The 18462-nt window shown below is 31.6% G+C and carries 20 protein-coding genes; 9 read left to right on the top strand and 11 right to left on the bottom strand.

Annotation, left to right across the window (positions count from 1 at the left end):
* Positions 1-127 precede the first annotated feature (127 nt).
* Complete coding sequence (locus ACFSX9_RS09825) at positions 128-298, bottom strand: hypothetical protein (RefSeq protein WP_379807167.1); 171 nt, start codon at positions 296-298, stop codon at positions 128-130.
* Between the two features lie 85 nt (positions 299-383).
* Positions 384-1454: a magnesium/cobalt transporter CorA gene (gene corA, locus ACFSX9_RS09830; RefSeq protein WP_379807169.1), complete on the bottom strand. Its 1071-nt coding sequence runs from the start codon at positions 1452-1454 to the stop codon at positions 384-386.
* Positions 1455-1525: 71 nt separating this feature from the next.
* On the opposite strand from corA, the gene hutI reads away from it, so the two are divergent.
* Complete coding sequence (gene hutI, locus ACFSX9_RS09835) at positions 1526-2761, top strand: imidazolonepropionase (RefSeq protein WP_379807171.1); 1236 nt, start codon at positions 1526-1528, stop codon at positions 2759-2761.
* A gap of 99 nt (positions 2762-2860) precedes the next feature.
* On the opposite strand, the gene ACFSX9_RS09840 is transcribed toward hutI, so the two are convergent.
* The gene (locus ACFSX9_RS09840) at positions 2861-3748 is read right to left on the bottom strand and encodes a hypothetical protein (RefSeq protein ID WP_379807173.1); all 888 of its coding nucleotides are present in this window, start codon (positions 3746-3748) and stop codon (positions 2861-2863) included.
* A gap of 120 nt (positions 3749-3868) precedes the next feature.
* On the opposite strand from ACFSX9_RS09840, the gene ACFSX9_RS09845 reads away from it, so the two are divergent.
* From ACFSX9_RS09845 to ACFSX9_RS09855, 3 genes are all read left to right on the top strand, one after another.
* Positions 3869-4900, top strand: coding sequence for a formimidoylglutamase (locus ACFSX9_RS09845; RefSeq protein ID WP_379807175.1), 1032 nt, complete (start codon positions 3869-3871; stop codon positions 4898-4900).
* A 68-nt stretch (positions 4901-4968) separates the two neighbouring features.
* Complete coding sequence (locus tag ACFSX9_RS09850) at positions 4969-6228, top strand: DEAD/DEAH box helicase (RefSeq protein WP_379807177.1); 1260 nt, start codon at positions 4969-4971, stop codon at positions 6226-6228.
* Positions 6229-6436: 208 nt separating this feature from the next.
* Entirely contained in the window at positions 6437-6856 is a 420-nt protein-coding gene (locus tag ACFSX9_RS09855; protein WP_379807179.1) for a hypothetical protein, read from the top strand.
* Between the two features lie 96 nt (positions 6857-6952).
* On the opposite strand, the gene ACFSX9_RS09860 is transcribed toward ACFSX9_RS09855, so the two are convergent.
* The gene (locus ACFSX9_RS09860; RefSeq protein ID WP_379807181.1) at positions 6953-8119 is read right to left on the bottom strand and encodes a proline dehydrogenase family protein; all 1167 of its coding nucleotides are present in this window, start codon (positions 8117-8119) and stop codon (positions 6953-6955) included.
* Positions 8120-8212: 93 nt separating this feature from the next.
* On the opposite strand from ACFSX9_RS09860, the gene aroB reads away from it, so the two are divergent.
* The 4 genes from aroB to ACFSX9_RS09880 all read left to right on the top strand — a co-directional run bounded on the left by aroB (position 8213) and on the right by ACFSX9_RS09880 (position 12422).
* Positions 8213-9280, top strand: coding sequence for a 3-dehydroquinate synthase (aroB, locus tag ACFSX9_RS09865; protein WP_379807183.1), 1068 nt, complete (start codon positions 8213-8215; stop codon positions 9278-9280).
* A gap of 297 nt (positions 9281-9577) precedes the next feature.
* Positions 9578-10987, top strand: a complete 1410-nt coding sequence (locus ACFSX9_RS09870; RefSeq protein ID WP_379807185.1) for a type III PLP-dependent enzyme domain-containing protein — start codon at positions 9578-9580, stop codon at positions 10985-10987.
* Positions 10988-10999: 12 nt separating this feature from the next.
* A complete protein-coding gene (locus ACFSX9_RS09875) occupies positions 11000-11974 on the top strand; it encodes a deoxyhypusine synthase family protein (protein WP_379807187.1) in 975 nt (324 codons plus the stop codon).
* A gap of 88 nt (positions 11975-12062) precedes the next feature.
* The gene (locus ACFSX9_RS09880) at positions 12063-12422 is read left to right on the top strand and encodes a DNA primase (RefSeq protein WP_379807189.1); all 360 of its coding nucleotides are present in this window, start codon (positions 12063-12065) and stop codon (positions 12420-12422) included.
* Between the two features lie 39 nt (positions 12423-12461).
* Here the strand turns inward: ACFSX9_RS09880 and ACFSX9_RS09885 are convergent, their stop codons facing one another.
* The 3 genes from ACFSX9_RS09885 to aroC all read right to left on the bottom strand — a co-directional run bounded on the left by ACFSX9_RS09885 (position 12462) and on the right by aroC (position 15530).
* A complete protein-coding gene (locus tag ACFSX9_RS09885) occupies positions 12462-12971 on the bottom strand; it encodes a DinB family protein (protein ID WP_379807191.1) in 510 nt (169 codons plus the stop codon).
* A gap of 284 nt (positions 12972-13255) precedes the next feature.
* A complete protein-coding gene (locus ACFSX9_RS09890) occupies positions 13256-14266 on the bottom strand; it encodes a T9SS type A sorting domain-containing protein (RefSeq protein ID WP_379807193.1) in 1011 nt (336 codons plus the stop codon).
* Between the two features lie 202 nt (positions 14267-14468).
* Entirely contained in the window at positions 14469-15530 is a 1062-nt protein-coding gene (gene aroC, locus ACFSX9_RS09895) for a chorismate synthase (RefSeq protein ID WP_379807195.1), read from the bottom strand.
* Between the two features lie 312 nt (positions 15531-15842).
* On the opposite strand from aroC, the gene ACFSX9_RS09900 reads away from it, so the two are divergent.
* Complete coding sequence (locus tag ACFSX9_RS09900; protein WP_379807197.1) at positions 15843-16337, top strand: hypothetical protein; 495 nt, start codon at positions 15843-15845, stop codon at positions 16335-16337.
* Between the two features lie 38 nt (positions 16338-16375).
* Here ACFSX9_RS09900 and ACFSX9_RS09905 read toward each other — a convergent pair whose 3' ends face one another.
* The 4 genes from ACFSX9_RS09905 to ACFSX9_RS09920 all read right to left on the bottom strand — a co-directional run bounded on the left by ACFSX9_RS09905 (position 16376) and on the right by ACFSX9_RS09920 (position 18462).
* Entirely contained in the window at positions 16376-16810 is a 435-nt protein-coding gene (locus tag ACFSX9_RS09905; protein WP_379807199.1) for a protease complex subunit PrcB family protein, read from the bottom strand.
* The gene (bshA, locus tag ACFSX9_RS09910; RefSeq protein WP_379807201.1) at positions 16798-17940 is read right to left on the bottom strand and encodes an N-acetyl-alpha-D-glucosaminyl L-malate synthase BshA; all 1143 of its coding nucleotides are present in this window, start codon (positions 17938-17940) and stop codon (positions 16798-16800) included. The genes ACFSX9_RS09905 and bshA overlap by 13 nt, the downstream gene beginning before the upstream one ends.
* Positions 17941-18005: 65 nt before the next feature.
* Positions 18006-18131 carry a hypothetical protein gene (locus ACFSX9_RS09915; protein ID WP_379807203.1) on the bottom strand — a complete coding sequence of 42 codons (126 nt, stop codon included), beginning with the start codon at positions 18129-18131 and terminating at the stop codon, positions 18006-18008.
* A gap of 34 nt (positions 18132-18165) precedes the next feature.
* Positions 18166-18462 (bottom strand): DUF1801 domain-containing protein, encoded by a 297-nt coding sequence (locus ACFSX9_RS09920; protein ID WP_379807205.1) that lies wholly within the window; start codon positions 18460-18462, stop codon positions 18166-18168.

Here is an 18462-nt window from a genome sequence, read left to right on the forward strand (position 1 = left end):
ACATAGCGTGGTTCTTCTTGTGCTTTCATAAGGATACTTTTTGTGTATCGCTATTTCAGGACAAGACAAATATATAAAATAAAAAAGTCCCGAATTATCGGGACCTTATTTTTAAGAACTAAAAAATTTAATTTTCTTGTTCAGCTCGTTTTTTTGCTCTTTTCTCTTTGATCAATTCTACAATAGCACCGCCCAACCAATATTGAACAAATCCTACTAAGAAAATCATCAACCAAAAACCGATTGTTAAAACGGTTAAGAAAAGTAAAAACCCTAGGTACTGTTGAAATTCAAACATAATTTTTTCCGGAATTTATGAATTTTTTCAAAGGTAAGCGTAATATTTATTTATACCAATATAAACACTAATTATTTTATAAGCTTTAAAACCAATTCTTCTTTTTGAAATAGACAAACATAAATAGTACTATTGCAATCATAATTCCCCAAATAATATAATAGCCATACTCCCACTCTAGTTCAGGAAAATTTTTGAAGTTCATTCCGTAAACACCAACAATAAAAGTTAAGGGTAAGAAAAACATTGAAACTAATGTTAATGTCTTCATTACCTGATTCATTTTATGATTTTGTGCTGAAAAAAAGTAACTCGAAGCACTTTCTAAAGTAATTAAATCAGATTCAATTTGCTCAAGCAATTCCAAACACTTTTGGTGCAAACGCGCAAAGTATGAATAATTCTGAGGTTCAATATCATTGAATACGTGATCATCTTTCATGCTTTTAATCAAATACAACGAATCTCTTAATGGAATGATTGAGCGTTTTAAGAAATTAAAATTATCACGATGTTTCTCAATCATTTCTAATACTTCGGGTTTTGTGCTGGTTTTTGATAAAATTATTATTTCATCTACATTTTCTTCTTCGCTTTCTATCGTAATATAAAAATTTTCAATAATCGCATCCAGTAACAGATACAGCAAATAATCTGCTTTTTTTGCACGAACAACACCCGAGTTACTTACAATACGTTCGCGTATGTGCGTGAAATAATCACTTCTTTTTTCTTGAAAGGATAATAAAACGTTGTCTTTTAATATAAAACTAATCTGTTCAAAACCAATTGCATCTGAATCTTTTAATGGCAAAATTGATTTTACATTGAAAAATAAAATATCCTGATATTCCTCTAATTTAGTACGTTTTGTGGTGTTTAAAATATCCCCAATTATAAAACTATCAGCTTCAAACTTTTGACATATTGCGTCAATTACTTCTGGATTATTCAAACCGTGCACATTAATCCATGTCGTTTTTGAAACATCATTTAAACCATCAATTTCTGATAATTTTAAATGTTTGATTTCTTTAATTGTATCTGCATTATATAAAAATAATTGCATTTCAGTAACCGTATCTCTATGGATTCCTGTATATTCTAAAGTACTTGGTTGTACTTTTCTTCCCTTTTTATATCTGATTTTTCTCAAAACGAACAAATTTTATATAAAGATAGGAGTTTTTAAAAAGGAGCAGTATTTTTACTGAAAAATATTTCAAAATGCAAACGTTATTCACCAATATAAAAGAACTTTTACAAGTTAGACCCGCAAATATTGATAAAGTATCGGGTTCAGCAATGGCTATCTTACCGAAAATTGATAATGCTTTCTTACTAATAGAGAATGATCTGATTGTTGATTTTGGTCCAATGGAAAACTGCCCGAAAACTACTGATGCGACTATTATCGATGCTTCGGGACGCGTTATTCTTCCTACTTGGGTTGACAGTCACACTCATATTGTTTATGCCGGAAACAGAATTCAAGAGTTCGTGGATCGAATTAATGGTTTAAGCTATGAAGAAATTTTTAACCGTGGTGGTGGAATTTTAAATTCAGCAACAAAACTAAATGAAACTTTAGAAGATGAAATTTACGAACAATCAAAATTACGGTTGGAAGAAGTAATGCAACAAGGAACTGGAGCGGTTGAAATTAAATCGGGTTATGGTTTAACGGTTGAAGGCGAATTAAAAATGCTTCGCGTAATCAAACGTTTGAAAGAAAATTATCCAATTGCCATTAAAGCCACTTTTCTAGGAGCTCATGCATTTCCTGAAGCATATAAAGAAGATCATAAAGCTTATATTGATTTAATCATCAACGAAATGCTTCCTAAAATTGCTACAGAAGGATTAGCCGATTACATTGACGCATTTTTAGAAACGGGCTATTTTTCTGTGGAAGAAACCATTAAAATTATGGAAGTTGGAAAAAAATACGGCTTAATTTCGAAAATTCATGTCAATCAATTTACTGCAATAGGTGGTATTAAAGCATGTGTGGAACAAGGCGCTTTGTCAGTTGACCATTTAGAAATTGTAACGGATGAAGATATTGCTGTTTTAAAAGATAGCAATACCATGCCGGTTGCTTTACCTAGTTGTTCCTATTTTATTAGTATTCCTTATACACCAGCACGAAAAATGATGAATGCAGGATTGCCTTTAGCTTTAGCCTCAGATTACAATCCCGGCACTACTCCATCTGGAAACATGAATTTTGTAGTGGCTACAGCTTGTATCAAAATGAAAATGACACCCGAAGAGGCAATTAACGCTGCAACTATAAATGGGGCTTACGCGATGGGAATCTCCGCTACTCATGGAAGTATCACAAAAGGGAAAAAGGCTAATATTTTATTAACACAACCTTTAACTAGTTATTATGAGTTACCTTATTCTTTCGGCACTAATTTAATAGATAAAGTAATGATTGAAGGAAAATTTATTTAATCCTAAATATAGTATACGAATTTAAAATTTGATCAAAAAAAAATCCCGATAAGCATGAAACTTATCGGGATTTTGTATTTTTAAAAACTGCTTAATTTATTATTTTAAATTGAAACTTGTTTTTGAAACTAATTCGAAATATTTGTCAAATACATTTACAAAATACGTTCCTGGTGCAAAATCTTCACCAGCCACTTCTTCGTTTACTTGCACTGACTTGTTATCATATTTTACTGTAGAAATAAAGCTATACGTTAAAGTTTGATTTCCTGCAGGAATTGTAGCTTTTTCGCCAATAATATTTCCTTTAGTATCAATGATTTGAACATAATAATCTCTACTACCATTTTTAGCAATTTGATTTTCAGCAATTAAGAAACTTACTTTCAATTTGTCAGCTTTCTTAGCTTTCGTTGTTTCCACTTGTTTTCCTGAACTTCTTTCTTTTACTGCTAAAACTTTTAAGTTCAATACGGCTAATTTAGCAGCTTTCTCCACTGTTCTAGTTAAGCTTTCGTTTTGCGTTAACAATGTGTCATTAAATCTTTTTGCATCGTCTAATACTACATTAGTACTATCTAAACTTGAAGTTAAGGTAACATTTTGTGCTTTTAACAATTTGTTCTCTGCAACTAAATTATCCATTTCACCTTTTAATTTAAGGTATGATCCCTTGTATTTTGCCATTGATGCAGCGTCGCCTTTAGATTTTTCAACTTCTCCTAAAAGTTCAACCATTTTAAGCTGCTCAGCTTGTAATTCTTCTTTCAATGCTGTATTGTCAGAAATCATGATATCATATTCTGCAATTTTAGCTTTTAATTCATCTGCTAATACACTTTTTTCAGTATGTAGTCCGTTGATGATTTCTTTGTTGTCTGAGGTTAATTTGTAAATGTAGCCAGCGCTTCCTAAAAGTAATAAAGCTAAAACTACAATGGCAGCCTTAAGTCCTGAATTTTTTGAATCGTTTGAATTGTTTTCCATTTTAATTTTTTATTGGTAGATTAATTTGATTTTCAAAAATACAATTAATAAAGTATTTTTATTTTATATAACGGAATTTATTTTAAAATAGTACATTTGATAAGCCTATTACTACATTTTATGGAAAAAATAATCCTACTAAGCCAAAACGAATTAGCCAAAATTACAAATCATCGCAGTGGTGAAATTAAGTTTGGAGAGAAAATAATAACTGTACCTAAAGACGCTGATATTGTTGAATTTATGAGTTCGTGTGATGCTAAATTTGTCCTTATTGGTATTCCTGAAGACATAGGAATTAGAGCAAATTTAGGTCGTGCTGGCGCTGCTTCTGCTTACGAAAGTGCGTTAAAAAATTTAGTAAATATTCAGCATAATAAATTCTGTAAAGGCAGTAATTTACTAATTTTAGGTCATTTGGATTGGTCCGAAGAGATGAAAATCGCAAATGATTTAGATCCAAAAAATAAAGAAGAAAGAAAAGAGCTTTTTGATTTAGTGGAAAAAATTGATATCGAAGTTTCGCATATTGTTCACCAAATCGTAAAAGCTGGAAAAATTCCTATCATAATAGGTGGCGGACATAACAACGCTTACGGAAATATAAAAGGTTTGGCTCTTGCCAAAGGAAAACCTGTAAATGCAATCAACTTCGACGCCCATACCGACTTTAGAACCATGGAAGGCAGACATTCCGGTAACGGCTTTAGTTATGCTTATGAAGATGGATTTTTGAAAAAATATTTTGTTTTCGGGTTGCATGAAAACTTCGTTTCAAAAAGTGTTTTTAACACGTTAAAAGATCTTAATTCAAGAGTTAAATACGTAACATATGAAGAGATTGAAGTAAAACGAGAAAAATCTTTTGAAGCCGAATTAGAAAATGCGCTAGAATTCATTAAAAATGAACCTTTTGGAGTAGAGTTGGATTTGGATGCAATTCCAAATATTCCGTCTAGCGCCATGACATTAAGTGGATTTAGTGTTGATAAAGCAAGACATTACTTATATTACTTCGGGAAACATCAAAATGCTTCCTATTTGCATATATGTGAAGGCGCGCCCGATTTAGACGATTCAAAAAACAACCATTTGACCGGAAAATTAATTGCCGCGATGATTACTGATTTTATGAAAGCAAAATCAGTTTAAAAGAATAACTAAAATAATACTACCTTTGTACAATTATTGAAAATATTCAATAAGACTAATTATATTATATGACATTTAACGATTTAAAATTATATCCTACCATTCAGCAAGCTTTAGAAGAAGAAGGTTATACAAACCCAACACCTATTCAAGAGCAAGCAATTCCCGAAATTTTATTGGGACAAGATTTAGTAGCGTGTGCCCAAACCGGAACAGGAAAAACTGGCGCATTTGCTATTCCAATCTTAAATTTAATCCACCGCATTGTGGGTTCAGCAAAAAAAGCAAAACACATTCGCACACTTGTGGTTACGCCTACTCGTGAGTTAGCGATTCAAATTGACGAAAGTTTCAAGACTTACGGAAAATATACCAATGTGAAATCATTAGTTATTTTTGGTGGTGTAAACCAAATGTCACAAGTAAACGAATTAAAAAATGGTGTTGATGTTTTAATCGCAACTCCAGGAAGACTATTAGATTTACACAAACAAGGCTTTATTGATTTAGATCACTTACACCATTTAGTGTTAGATGAAGCGGATCAAATGTTAGATATGGGTTTCATTAATGATGTAAAAAAGATCATTAAATTAACTCCGGATAACAGACAAACGTTGTTGTTTTCAGCAACTATGCCTTTAGCAATTAGAGAATTAGCTGATACGATATTAACTAAACCTAAATATATTTCGGTAACTCCTGTTTCTAGTACAGCTGAAAACGTAGCTCAAAAAGTTTATTTTGTAAACAAAGACGACAAACGTTTGTTGTTAAAACAATTAATAATTCAAGAAAGTTTGAGTAATGCTTTGGTTTTTACAAGAACCAAACATGGCGCTGATAATATTGTAAAAGTATTAAAGAAAGCTCATATCAAAGCCGAAGCAATTCACGGAGATAAATCTCAAAATGCGAGACAACGTGTTTTAGAGCAATTTAAAAACCAAGAAATTGATATTTTAGTAGCAACTGATATTGCGGCTAGAGGAATTGACATTGAACAACTTCCGTTTGTAATTAATTTTGATATTCCTAATATTTCTGAGACTTACGTTCACCGAATCGGTCGTACCGGTCGTGCTGGAAATTCAGGATTGGCAATTTCATTTTGTGGAAAAGACGAGAAAGAATATTGGCAAGATATCGAGAAATTAATTCGAATGAAAGTCAAAGTGGTTACAGATCACGAATATACTTGGAAAGATGAAGAAGTAAATCCGGATGCAAAACCCGATTTAAGAAATAAAGATAAAAATAAGATGAATCCGGATTCAAAATCAAGAAAATCGGAAGCTTCTAAGAAAAACAAGAAACGTTGGTATTAACCAGCGTTTTTTTTTGGCTTTTTTTTGAGAACAATTCTAAATTCATAAATTACTATTAAAAAATGATTGTAAAATGAAATTATAATTACATTTGAATAGTAATTTGTTTTTATACCGAAATTTAGAAAGAATTAACTAAGTGCTTTTTTACAGAAAAAAATAATAATATAAAATAATAAAACTAAAAGTTTTAGTATTCTTATTACCCTTGTTTATAGTTGCTCAGAACAACAAAGTCTCGCCCGAAATAAACATTATAGATATTTACGTCCAACTAACAGATAGCATCGCTAATGATAGTGACGATGAGTTACAGTATGGAATAACGCTAGCTTCCCATTCTAAAAGAACAAAACCGCAGAATCCATTATATAGCTTCACCCAAACTACAAAATATAATAATCAGACAATAAGAGTTTGCTATAGACAATTGCAAAGAAAAAAAATAGAAGATTGGCACATCTATATAAAAGATTCAAAAATTATTTATGTGGAAATAATTAAGTGGCGTGGCAATAGAAACCGTGAAATGAAATATTATTTTAAAGATGAAGTTCTAATTTATCCAAATTATTCACCGGAAACTAAAATAATGGATGAAATCGATATTATTCTTAAGGCAAAGTAATTAAGTAAATCCCACTAAATTAAAATAATATATAAACGAAAAACGCTGGTTATTACCAGCGTTTTTTTTGATTTTCAATGAAATTATAGCAGAAAATTATAGTTTTCTTCTCTCTTTCTCTTTCTTAATTAATGTCAACTCTCTACTAGTTTGTCCAGCTACAGAAGTATTTTCTTCAGCTCTTCTAATTAAGTACGGCATAACATCTCTAACAGGACCAAATGGTAAATACTTCGCAACATTGTAACCATTAGCAGCTAAATTGAAACTAATATTATCACTCATTCCAAGTAATTGACCAAAAAAGATACGTTTATCATTCTTTGCAATTCCTCTTTGTTGCATCAATTCCATTAACATATACGAGCTTTCTTCATTATGCGTTCCAGCAAAAATGGACATTCTATCTAGATTTTCAATCATGTATAAAACGGTTGCATCATAATTTATATCTGTTGCTTCTTTAGTTACACAGATTGGTGATTTAACTCCTTTTTCTGCTGCTTTTTCATTTTCTTTCTCTAAATAAGCACCACGAACTAACTTCATTCCGATGTAAAAACCTTCAGCAGTTGCTTTCTTGTGTAACTCTTTTAAATAATCTAATCGATCCCAACGGTATAATTGTAACGTATTGAAAACGATCGCTTTTTCTTTGTTATATTTTTGCATCATGTTGGTAACAATTGCATCTGCTGCATCTTGCATCCAACTCTCTTCCGCATCAATTAATAATAAAACATCTTTTTCGAAAGCTGTCTTACATGCCAAATCAAATCTTGCCACTACTCGATTCCAATCTTCTTGTTCTGCAGGAGTTAAAGTAGCTTTTTCACCCACTTTAATATATAAATCAGTACGACCAAAACCTGTTGGTTTGAAAACTGCGAATGGAATTGCTTCACGTTCTTTCGCAAATTCAATAGTTTTTAAAGTCATCGCCAAAGCAGCATCGAACTGAGCGTCTTCTTCTTTACCTTCTACCGAGTAATCTAAAACAGACGAAACGCCTTTAGTAAACATATTGTCAACAACTCTAAGACAGTCATTTTCGTTTATTCCACCACAAAAATGATCGAAAACCGTTGAACGAATTAATCCTTCAACTGGCAAATGCGCTTTTAAAGCAAAATTTGTAACTGCAGTGCCTATTTTAACAAGAGGTTGGCTGGCAATAAGTTTGAATAGAAATGAGGCTCTTTCTAATTCGGTATCACTTTTTAGGGAAAAAGCGATTTCTGTATTGTTAAATATTTTATCCATTGTGTTTTTAATAAAAAGTGACACAAATATACAGCAGTTTTTGTGAATTTAAATAAAAAAGACCTTATTTTGCAATAAAATTTAAGCTTTATCATGCAAACTATTGACGCAACTAATTATAGTGTTTATTTTGATTCATCAGGTTATGAAATATTAGCTTCGATGCTTGTTCCAACTCAATATTCTAAACTATTTATTATAGTCGATGAAAATACATCAGAACATTGCTTACCACATTTGCTAAATAATTTGGCGACAGAAGTTGCAATTGAAATTATTGAACTTGAAGCAGGTGAAATCAACAAAAACATTGCTACTTGTACTGAAGTTTGGGGTGCATTATCTGACTTAGGAGCAGATCGCAAAAGTATGATCTTAAATTTAGGTGGTGGCGTTGTTTCAGATTTAGGTGGATTTGTAGCTTGTACATTTAAAAGAGGTATTGATTTTATAAATATTCCTACTACATTATTGTCGATGGTCGATGCTTCAATCGGTGGAAAAAATGGAGTTGATTTAGGTAACCTAAAAAATCAAATCGGAATAATTCGCGAACCAAAAGCAGTTGTAGTTGACACTCATTTTTTAAGCACGTTACCGCAAAACGAAATGCGTTCTGGTTTAGCTGAAATGTTGAAACACGGATTGATTTTCGATAAAGCATATTGGGATAAATTCAAAAACTTAAAAGATTTAGATACAGATGATTTGAACGCGTTAATTCATCAATCTATTCAAATAAAAAATAATATTGTTTCTGAGGACTTAACAGAACAAGGAATTCGAAAAGCATTGAATTTTGGCCATACTTTAGGTCATGCTATTGAAAGTTATTTCTTAGAAGATGAAACTAAAACTACACTCTTACATGGTGAAGCAATTGCTGTAGGAATGATATTAGAAAGTTACATCTCAAAGGAAAAAGGATTACTAACTAATGAAGAATATCAAGAAATAAAATACGTTATTAGCGATATCTTTGAACGTATTGATTTTACTGAATCTGATCTCGAAAAAATCATTGAATTATTGATTTATGATAAGAAAAATGAGTTCGGAAAAGTTCAATTTGCATTATTGTCTGGAATAGGTGAAATAAAAATCAATGAAGAAGCAGACAACGCTTTGATTCATAAAGCATTTGAAGATTATTTGCAATAAAATATTTTTGCTTCAACTTTACTTTTTTTGCTATTTTATTTTTTTAACTTTGCAGGAATGAAAGAAAGTAGAAATAACACGAATCGGACAAGAACGATGAATAATGGAAGTGGTGACATTTCTTTTATCGGACGTTTTATTTTTTCTATTTTCGCAACACATATTAATGATTTATTTCAGCTATCGAAGATGTTTAGTGGTAAATTACCCATTCGATATGCAAATCTTAGGGTTTGAATATTGTAATTAGCAATACAATGTTTCAATTTTTTTTATTCATAATTATTACTATTCAAAATGAACACTAAATACTACGATTTAATCAATCAAACTTTTTACTTTCCTCAAGAAGAATTTACGTTAAACAAAGATGAACTTCAGTTTCACGGCATCGACATGATGAAATTAGTTGAACAATATGGTACGCCATTGAAATTCACTTATTTACCTAAGATATCTCAAAATATCAATAGAGCTAAAATGTGGTTTAGAAATTCAATGGAAAAGCATAATTACGATGCTAAGTATTTCTATTGCTATTGTACAAAAAGTTCTCATTTTGAATTCATTTTGAATGAAGCTTTAAAAAATAATATTCACATTGAAACTTCTTCTGCTTTTGACATTGACATTGTTGAAAATTTAATGGCAGAAGGAAAAATCAACAAAAACACTTTTGTAGTTTGTAACGGTTTTAAACGTGCTCAATATGTTACAAACATTGCTCGTTTAATTAACAATGGCCACAAAAACACAATTCCAGTAATTGATAATTACGAGGAATTAGATTTATTACAAGAACAAATTGATGGTAAATTCAAAATCGGAATTCGTATTGCTGCGGAAGAAGAGCCTAAATTTGAATTCTACACGTCTCGTTTAGGGATTGGTTATAAGGACATTGTTCCATTTTACAGAAAACAAATTCAAGAAAATAAGAAAGTAGAACTAAAAATGTTACACTTTTTTATTAATGCAGGAATTAGAGATACAGCTTACTACTGGAATGAACTTTTAAAATGTTTGAAAGTATATATCGCATTAAAAAAAGAATGTCCTTCACTAGACAGCTTGAATATTGGTGGTGGATTTCCAATTAAAAATACATTAGCTTTCGATTATGATTACCAGTACATGGTAGATGAGATCTTAAATCAAATTAAAATTGCTTGTGATGATGCGGAAATTCCGGTTCCTCACATTTTTACGGAATTTGGATCATTTACTGTTGGCGAAGCTGGTGGTGCTTTGTACCAAATTTTATATCAGAAGAAACAAAACGACAGAGAAAACTGGAACATGATTGATTCGTCATTTATTACCACGCTTCCAGATACGTGGGCAATTAACAAACGCTTTGTTATGCTTGCTTTAAACCGTTGGAATGAAACTTACGAGCGTGTTCTTTTAGGAGGATTAACCTGTGATGGAGATGATTATTACAACTCTGAACAACATATGAATGCTGTTTATTTGCCAAAATACAACAAAGAGAAACCTTTATATATTGGATTCTTTAATACGGGCGCCTATCAAGAAACAATCGGTGGATTTGGTGGATTAAGCCACTGTATTTTACCACAACCAAAACATATATTGATTGATAAAGATAAAAATGGTATTATTGCAACAGAAGTTTTCTCTGAGCAACAAAAAGCCGAAGACGTCTTATCAATTTTAGGATATAATAGAAAGAAAGAACAATAAAAACAAAATATAATGAGTAAAGGACCAGTTAGTCAGTTTATTGAAGAACATTATCTTCATTTTAACTCTGCAGCTTTAGTAGATGCTGCAAAAGGATATGAAGAGCATTTATTAGATAACGGAAAAATGATGATTACTTTGGCAGGTGCAATGAGTACTGCTGAATTAGGAAAATCTTTAGCCGAAATGATTCGCCAAGACAAAGTGCACATTATATCTTGTACAGGAGCAAATCTTGAGGAAGACATTATGAACTTAGTTGCTCATAAATCTTACAAAAGAATTCCAAACTACAGAGATTTAACGCCTGCACAAGAAAGAGAATTGTTAGACAATCACTTTAATCGTGTAACTGATACTTGTATACCAGAAGAAGAAGCATTCAGAAGATTACAACAGCATTTATTTGATATTTGGAACAAAGCAGATAAAAGTGGTGAACGCTTTTTTCCACATGAATTTATGTATCAAATGCTAAATTCTGGTGTTTTAGAGCAATATTATGAAATTGATCCAGTAAATTCTTGGATGTTAGCTGCTGCTGCGAAAAACATTCCAATAGTAGTTCCAGGATGGGAAGATAGTACAATGGGTAATATTTTTGCTTCATATTGTATCAAAGGAGAATTCAAACCTACTACAATGAAAAGTGGAATTGAATACATGATGTGGTTAGCAGATTGGTATCCAAAAAACTGTGCTGGTAAAGGAATTGGTTTCTTCCAAATTGGTGGTGGTATCGCAGGAGACTTCCCTATTTGTGTAGTTCCGATGTTAGATCAAGACCTAGAAGTAGAGAATGTGCCGTTTTGGAGTTACTTCTGTCAGATTTCTGACTCAACAACGAGCTATGGTTCATACTCTGGAGCAGTTCCAAACGAAAAAATCACTTGGGGAAAATTGGATATTGACACACCAAAATTCATCGTAGAGTCTGACGCTACGATAGTTGCGCCTTTAATGTTTGCTTACATTTTAGGTTGGTAAAATTTTTAGAAAAAATATTCGAATTTCCTTGAAAATATAAATTAAGGATATTACATTTGACGAAAATCCAAGAATAAAATTCCACCCAATGAAAAGAGTTATTGTTGATTACGCTAAATTAACAAACGAAATCTTAGCCTTACTAGTTGAGAAATTTCCTGATAGTTATGATGATTCAGATATCATCCGATTTAAAAATGCTAAGAACGAAACAATTGAAGCTGTTGAAGTTCGTACAGACGATACTATTTATTTAGTAAAAGTCAGCACTAAATTAGCCGATAGAATTGAAAATTACGACGAAGATGATATTATCGAAGAAGAAGTTGTAGTGGACAAAATTCCTGGCTTAAAAGATCTGGATCTGGATCTTGAAGATGACGAAGACGAAGAAGATGATGAAGAGGAAAGTTCAGACGATCCAGATGAAGACGAGGACGAAGATTAAATATATAAAATAGGGAATTCACTAGAATTCCCTATTTTATTATAAATATCGTTCAATTATGACATTTTTATGGTGCAATTGATGTCCTAATATAATATAACCTATTGCTCGCACCGAAAAATTACTATTAGATGCTGTTCCAGTATTTAACAAAGTATTTTTATCAAAGTTTTTAAATAAGTTTATAGTTACATCTCTAACTAAAGCATACTCCTGAAGTAAACTTTCGTATTCTCTATCATTTGCTTTTGCAAATCTTACATAATCATTCTCATCAAAACCACTCAAAGCCGCTTTATCATTTCTTGCTATTCGCAAAGCTCTGTACGCAAAAATCCTTTCAGTGTCTATCTGATGCAACAAAATATCTTTAATGGTCCATTTACCTTCTGCATAAGCGTACTCTTGCTTAAATACAGGAATAGCCTTAAAAAAATGCAATAGTTCCTCTTTTTGTCTATTTAATCCTTTCACAATATCTTGCTCTGGCACTAAATCGATGTAAGAAGCGTAATAAGATGCATATTCATTCGGAAGTAAATTTTTCATAGCTACAATTTAATGATTTAAAAACAAAACAATATAAATTTAGTAAATTATATAATACAGACGTAATTATATTTCGTTATGGAATTTATTTATAAAGAAATTATATATATAAGCTCATAAATAATTGGGCAAAATATTCGAATGATTTACTGCTGATCAATAGAGTAAGAGATTCAGGAAAAATAAGGCATATTGAATCAGATAAAATTTTTAAAACAAAAAAGAGACTATTGTAAATAATAGTCTCTTTAAAATATTCATTTTAGTTGCGATATGAAAATAACTTATTGTTTGATAAACTTTTTAGTAGAATTACCTTCAGTTGTTTGAATGTTTAAAAAATAAACTCCGGCATTTAGATCTGAAACATCAATTGATGCATCAACCCCACTCGCGTCAATTGACTTTATTGTTCTTCCATTAATATCAATAATAGTAAATTTTTCAAGACTTAAATTGTTAGTAGATGATAAATTTATAACAGTAGAAGCAGGATTAGGGAATAAACTAATAAGCTCTAATTTACTTGGTTCAGCAAAATCGGTAGCTCCCAAAAGATCTTCGACATCATCAGCAAACGCGATAAAATTATCAAATTTACCAACATAGGCAACTGTATTACCAGTTCCTGGCGAGAGTATAAAATCAATTTCAGCTGGGTCAGTTCCAGTTGCTGCTCCATCAAATGAACCATAAAATCCTGGTCCTTTCCACTTTACTTGTCCTGTTATTTTATTATAACTCATTCCAATTCTTACCCACTGATTTGATGGTAGAACAAGTGGAGTAGCACCCAAATTAAGTGAATAATTGCCTAATGTTCCTGCATTATCCAAATAACAAACACCTCTCAGCGTTTTTGTAGCGGCTGTAAATGTAAGACCTACTAAGGTCTTCATTCCACTTTCATCATAAAGGTAAAGATTTTGACTACTTTTACTAGTCGTTGCTGCTCCTGTGTGTAAGTCAAATTCTATGTTTATGACATCATTACCAGTAGTCCGTGTCTCCCAAACATCAGCCAAGCCATTCTTCCACATAAATCGTGCATTAGATGCATTAGTGGACCCTGTAATTTGTAGTGCTTTTCCGCTACCTTCTGTGACAATTTGAAAATTTGAATTATCACCAGCTAACGCTATATACGTTAAAAAATCGCCTTGACCAGGAAGTACTCCTTCAAGATTTGTTCCAACATTACCTACATTTAGACCATCAAAATTTTCATTTTGAAGGATTTGGGAATAAATAACAGTTGAAAAAAGTAAAGAGGTTAATAGTAAAGTTTTTTTCATTTTATTATGTTTTTTAGTTTAAATAAAAATACACAAAATTTTCCTGAAAAAACATATCAGCAATTAATTAGCAGTTATTTACATAATATTCGTAATTAAATGAAATTTAATTACGAATATTAAAAAAAAAGCTCTTGCTACGCTATCAAATTATCGAAAATGCAGAGAATTCAAAGTTCTTTAAATTCACAATTATTAACTTTTAAATATTTATTTTTGAAAACAAGAAATAATCCGCTAAAACTAAGGCAGCCATAGCTTCTACAATTGGCACAGCTCTTGGAACAACGCAGGGATCATGACGTCCTTTTCCTTGTTGTTCAATAAGTTCTCCTGTATTGGTTAGCACTTCTTGCTTTTGAATTAAAGTAGCTACGGGTTTAAAAGCAACTCGGAAGTAAATATCCATTCCATTTGAAATTCCACCTTGAATTCCACCAGAAAGATTTGATTTTGTAGTTCCGTCCGCATTATATAAATCATTATGATCGCTTCCTTTCATTTTTGCACCGCAGAAACCACTACCATATTCAAAACCTTTTACAGCATTAATTGAAAGCATAGCTTGTCCAAGTGCAGCATGGAGTTTGTCAAATACTGGTTCGCCTAAACCTATTGGTACATTTTGAATTACGCATGTAACTGTTCCACCAACGGTATCGCCTTGTTTTTTCACTTCTTTAATATATGCTTCCATTTTTTTGGCGGTATCCAAATCTGGACATCTTACTGGATTACTTTCTATTAACGAAAAATCTAAATCTTGATAAGGTTTACTAACAAACAATTCACCAACTGAAGAAACGAAGGCATTAATTTTAATTTCAGGAATAAGCTGCTTAGCTACTGCGCCTCCTACTACTCTACTAGCAGTTTCACGAGCTGAACTTCGACCACCGCCACGATAATCGCGAATACCGTATTTCTTTTCATATACATAATCAGCATGGCTAGGGCGGTAACTATCTTTTATATGAGAATAATCATCTGATTTTTGATTGGTATTTGGAATAATGAATCCAATCGGAGTTCCTGTGGTTTTTCCTTCAAAAATTCCGGATAAAAACTGTACTTCGTCAGCTTCTTTTCTTTGGGTAACAATACTTGATTGCCCTGGTTTTCTTCTTTGCATTTCATGCTGAATCGCATCAAAATCTAACTGAATTCCAGCAGGACAACCATCGATGATTCCGCCTAAGGCTTCACCATGTGATTCTCCGAAAGTAGTAAGTTTAAATAATTTTCCAAAGGTATTTCCAGCCATAATTTAAATAATTACATTTAAAGCAAAGTTAATGCATTTAGATAAGTATTTTCTTATTACTAAAAAATAAAACTTTGACATTATTGTAGACTATAAAAATGTGTAAAATAAAAAAATTTTCCTCTTGCATTTCGTACAGAGTATCTATTATAGGTTATCAATATGGAATTAGACATTTATTTAAAAAAAACATCATTTAACTATGTTTTAATGCGAAAATTAGATCATTTTAATTTTTTTATTTCAACGATTAAATATTCTTTGGCACACAATTTGTCGATTTTTTGCGTACATTTACGAAAATACATATTTATGAAAAAAGTAATTTTATCTGCTTTTATGCTATTAGGTTTAGCATTTAGCGCGCAAGCACAGGACATTTCTAAAAATGCACTAGGTTTACGTTTAGGTGACAATGATGGTTTTGGAGGTGAATTATCTTACCAAAGAGGTTTAGGTGACAATAACCGTCTGGAATTAGATTTAGGATGGAGAAACAGCAAGCATGTTGACGCATTCAAATTAACTGGATTGTATCAATGGGTTTGGAATATTGAAGGTGGATTCAACTGGTACGCTGGTGTTGGTGGTGGAATTGGTTCTTGGAGCGTGGATAAAGAATATGGTGACGGAAGCGGAACTATTCTTTTTGTAGCGGGTGATTTAGGAATTGAGTATAATTTCAAAGAGGCACCAATTCAGTTGTCATTAGACATTCGTCCTGAGCTTTATTTCAATTCAGATGATTATAGAAGTGATAATTTTGGACCAGATATCGCTTTAGGTATCCGTTACAGATTCAACTAATAAATAGTAAAAATGGCTCTTTTTCAAGAGCCATTTTTTTATTGAATAATTTTAATTTCTTTTGTTTTTGGAATACTAGTGATACAATAAGGAGATGTTAAAGCCATTGTGACCATTGCTCCTTTAGCAGGACTTTTTTCTGCTTTCTTAATTATAAGAATATCGTTTTCCCATGAAACCGACTCAACATCAATTGCATATCCTCCAGACATTTTCTGGCCTTGATATAATACAACGATATCATTTTCTTTAAAATCAATAGTTGCTAGCGTATTAAATTCTGATTCGTCAATTTTTAATTTTTCAATTAGCTTGATAAAGTCCTCATTGGTAGTTATATGTAAAGAACCTGATCGATCTTCGCCGCCGTAAGCACTTGTATAAATGGTCTGAAATGAAGTTTTCAAAGTTGCAGATTTAGGAGTTGAACATGACAACACTAGTACTAGGAAAAAAGGTATTATTTTAAACATTTTTTTGAATCTATTGCTTGGTTATAAACTTGCTCATACATAGGAACTATTTCTTTAATATCAAATAATTTTGCTGTTGCTAAAGCATTAGCCTTAAATTGTTTTAACTGCTCTTTGTCTTTTAATAATGAAATAGCATCACGACTCATTTTAGCCACATCTCCTACATCACTTAAATAGCCAGAAAATCCATCCTTATTTACTTCGGGTAATCCTCCCGAATTACTAGAAATTACAGGAACGCCACAAGCCATAGCTTCTAAAGCAGCTAAACCGAAGCTTTCAGTCTCAGATGGCAATAAAAACAAATCTGAAAAACATAAAATTTCATCAATTTCATTACTATTACCAAAGAAAATTACTTTACTTTGAATGCCTAATTCGTCACACATTCTTTCGGCATTTTCTTTTTCTGGGCCTTCTCCTACCATCATTAATTTTGACGGTATTTCTTTTTGAACTTCATAGAAAATTCGAATAATATCATCAATTCGTTTTACCTTTCTAAAGTTTGAGATGTGCGTGATAATAACTTCATCTTCAGAAGCAATTAACGAACGCTGGCAAGGACTATTTTCATTTGATTTCTCCTTATATAATTCTATAAAATTTGGAATAACTACAATATCATTTGTAATATCAAATAAGCGATTGGTATCGTCTTTTAAACTTTGAGAAACACTAGTAACAACATCAGATTTATTAATGCTAAAATTTACTGCAGGTTTGTAAAACGGATGATTTCCAACTAAAGTAATATCGGTTCCGTGTAATGTTGTAACCATCGGAATACAAATTCCTTCATCAGCAAGCATTTGTTTCGCCATATATCCCGCATAAGCATGAGGAATGGCATAATGAACATGCAAAACATCAATTTTATACAACTTTACCATGTCTACTAATTTGCTCGAAAGTGCTAATTCGTAAGGTTGATAATGAAATAAGGGATATTCTGGTACATGAACTTCATGATAATGTACATTTGGATTCAACAAAGCCAAACGCACAGGCTGACTGTAAGTTATAAAGTGAATTTCGTGTCCTCTTCTGGCTAATTCTAAACCTAATTCAGTAGCAACTACGCCACTTCCGCCAAATGTAGGGTAACAAACTATAGCAATTTTCATTTATTTTCTTATTTTGTATTAAAATTACTATTTCTAACTCGAGCTTTTATAAAACAAATGTTAAATTATTGTTTGAATTTTGATTCGTAACTTTTAATCCAATCTTGAACAGTTACTTTCCTTACCAATTCAGCTATTAATGCGAAAGGAATATCTTCAGATTTTTTAAATCGAATGCAACTTTTGCCCATATCTAATTTTTGGCTACAATGTTTTGGAAATTCTTTAACAAACCAATTGGTATAGATCTGGATTTACATAAAGTTCCATATGATAGAAATTAATACTGTTCTTTTGATTTGCAAAAGACATAAAAGGCAGTGGTAATTTTGAATTACAATGATATCCAGGTGGATAAATTCTGTGCGGAACATAATAGCCAATCATTCCATAACTCATTCCTTCTTCAAATCCATTAGGCAAATTTTCAAGAATTATAGCTCTTAATTTTTCTATGCCTTCTTTTCTTTCAAGAGTAATTTCATTAATATAGTGTTCAACTGATGTGGCAGTGGATTTCAT

It is taken from the genome of Flavobacterium ardleyense, assembly GCF_042686085.1.
Lineage (GTDB): Bacteria > Bacteroidota > Bacteroidia > Flavobacteriales > Flavobacteriaceae > Flavobacterium > Flavobacterium ardleyense.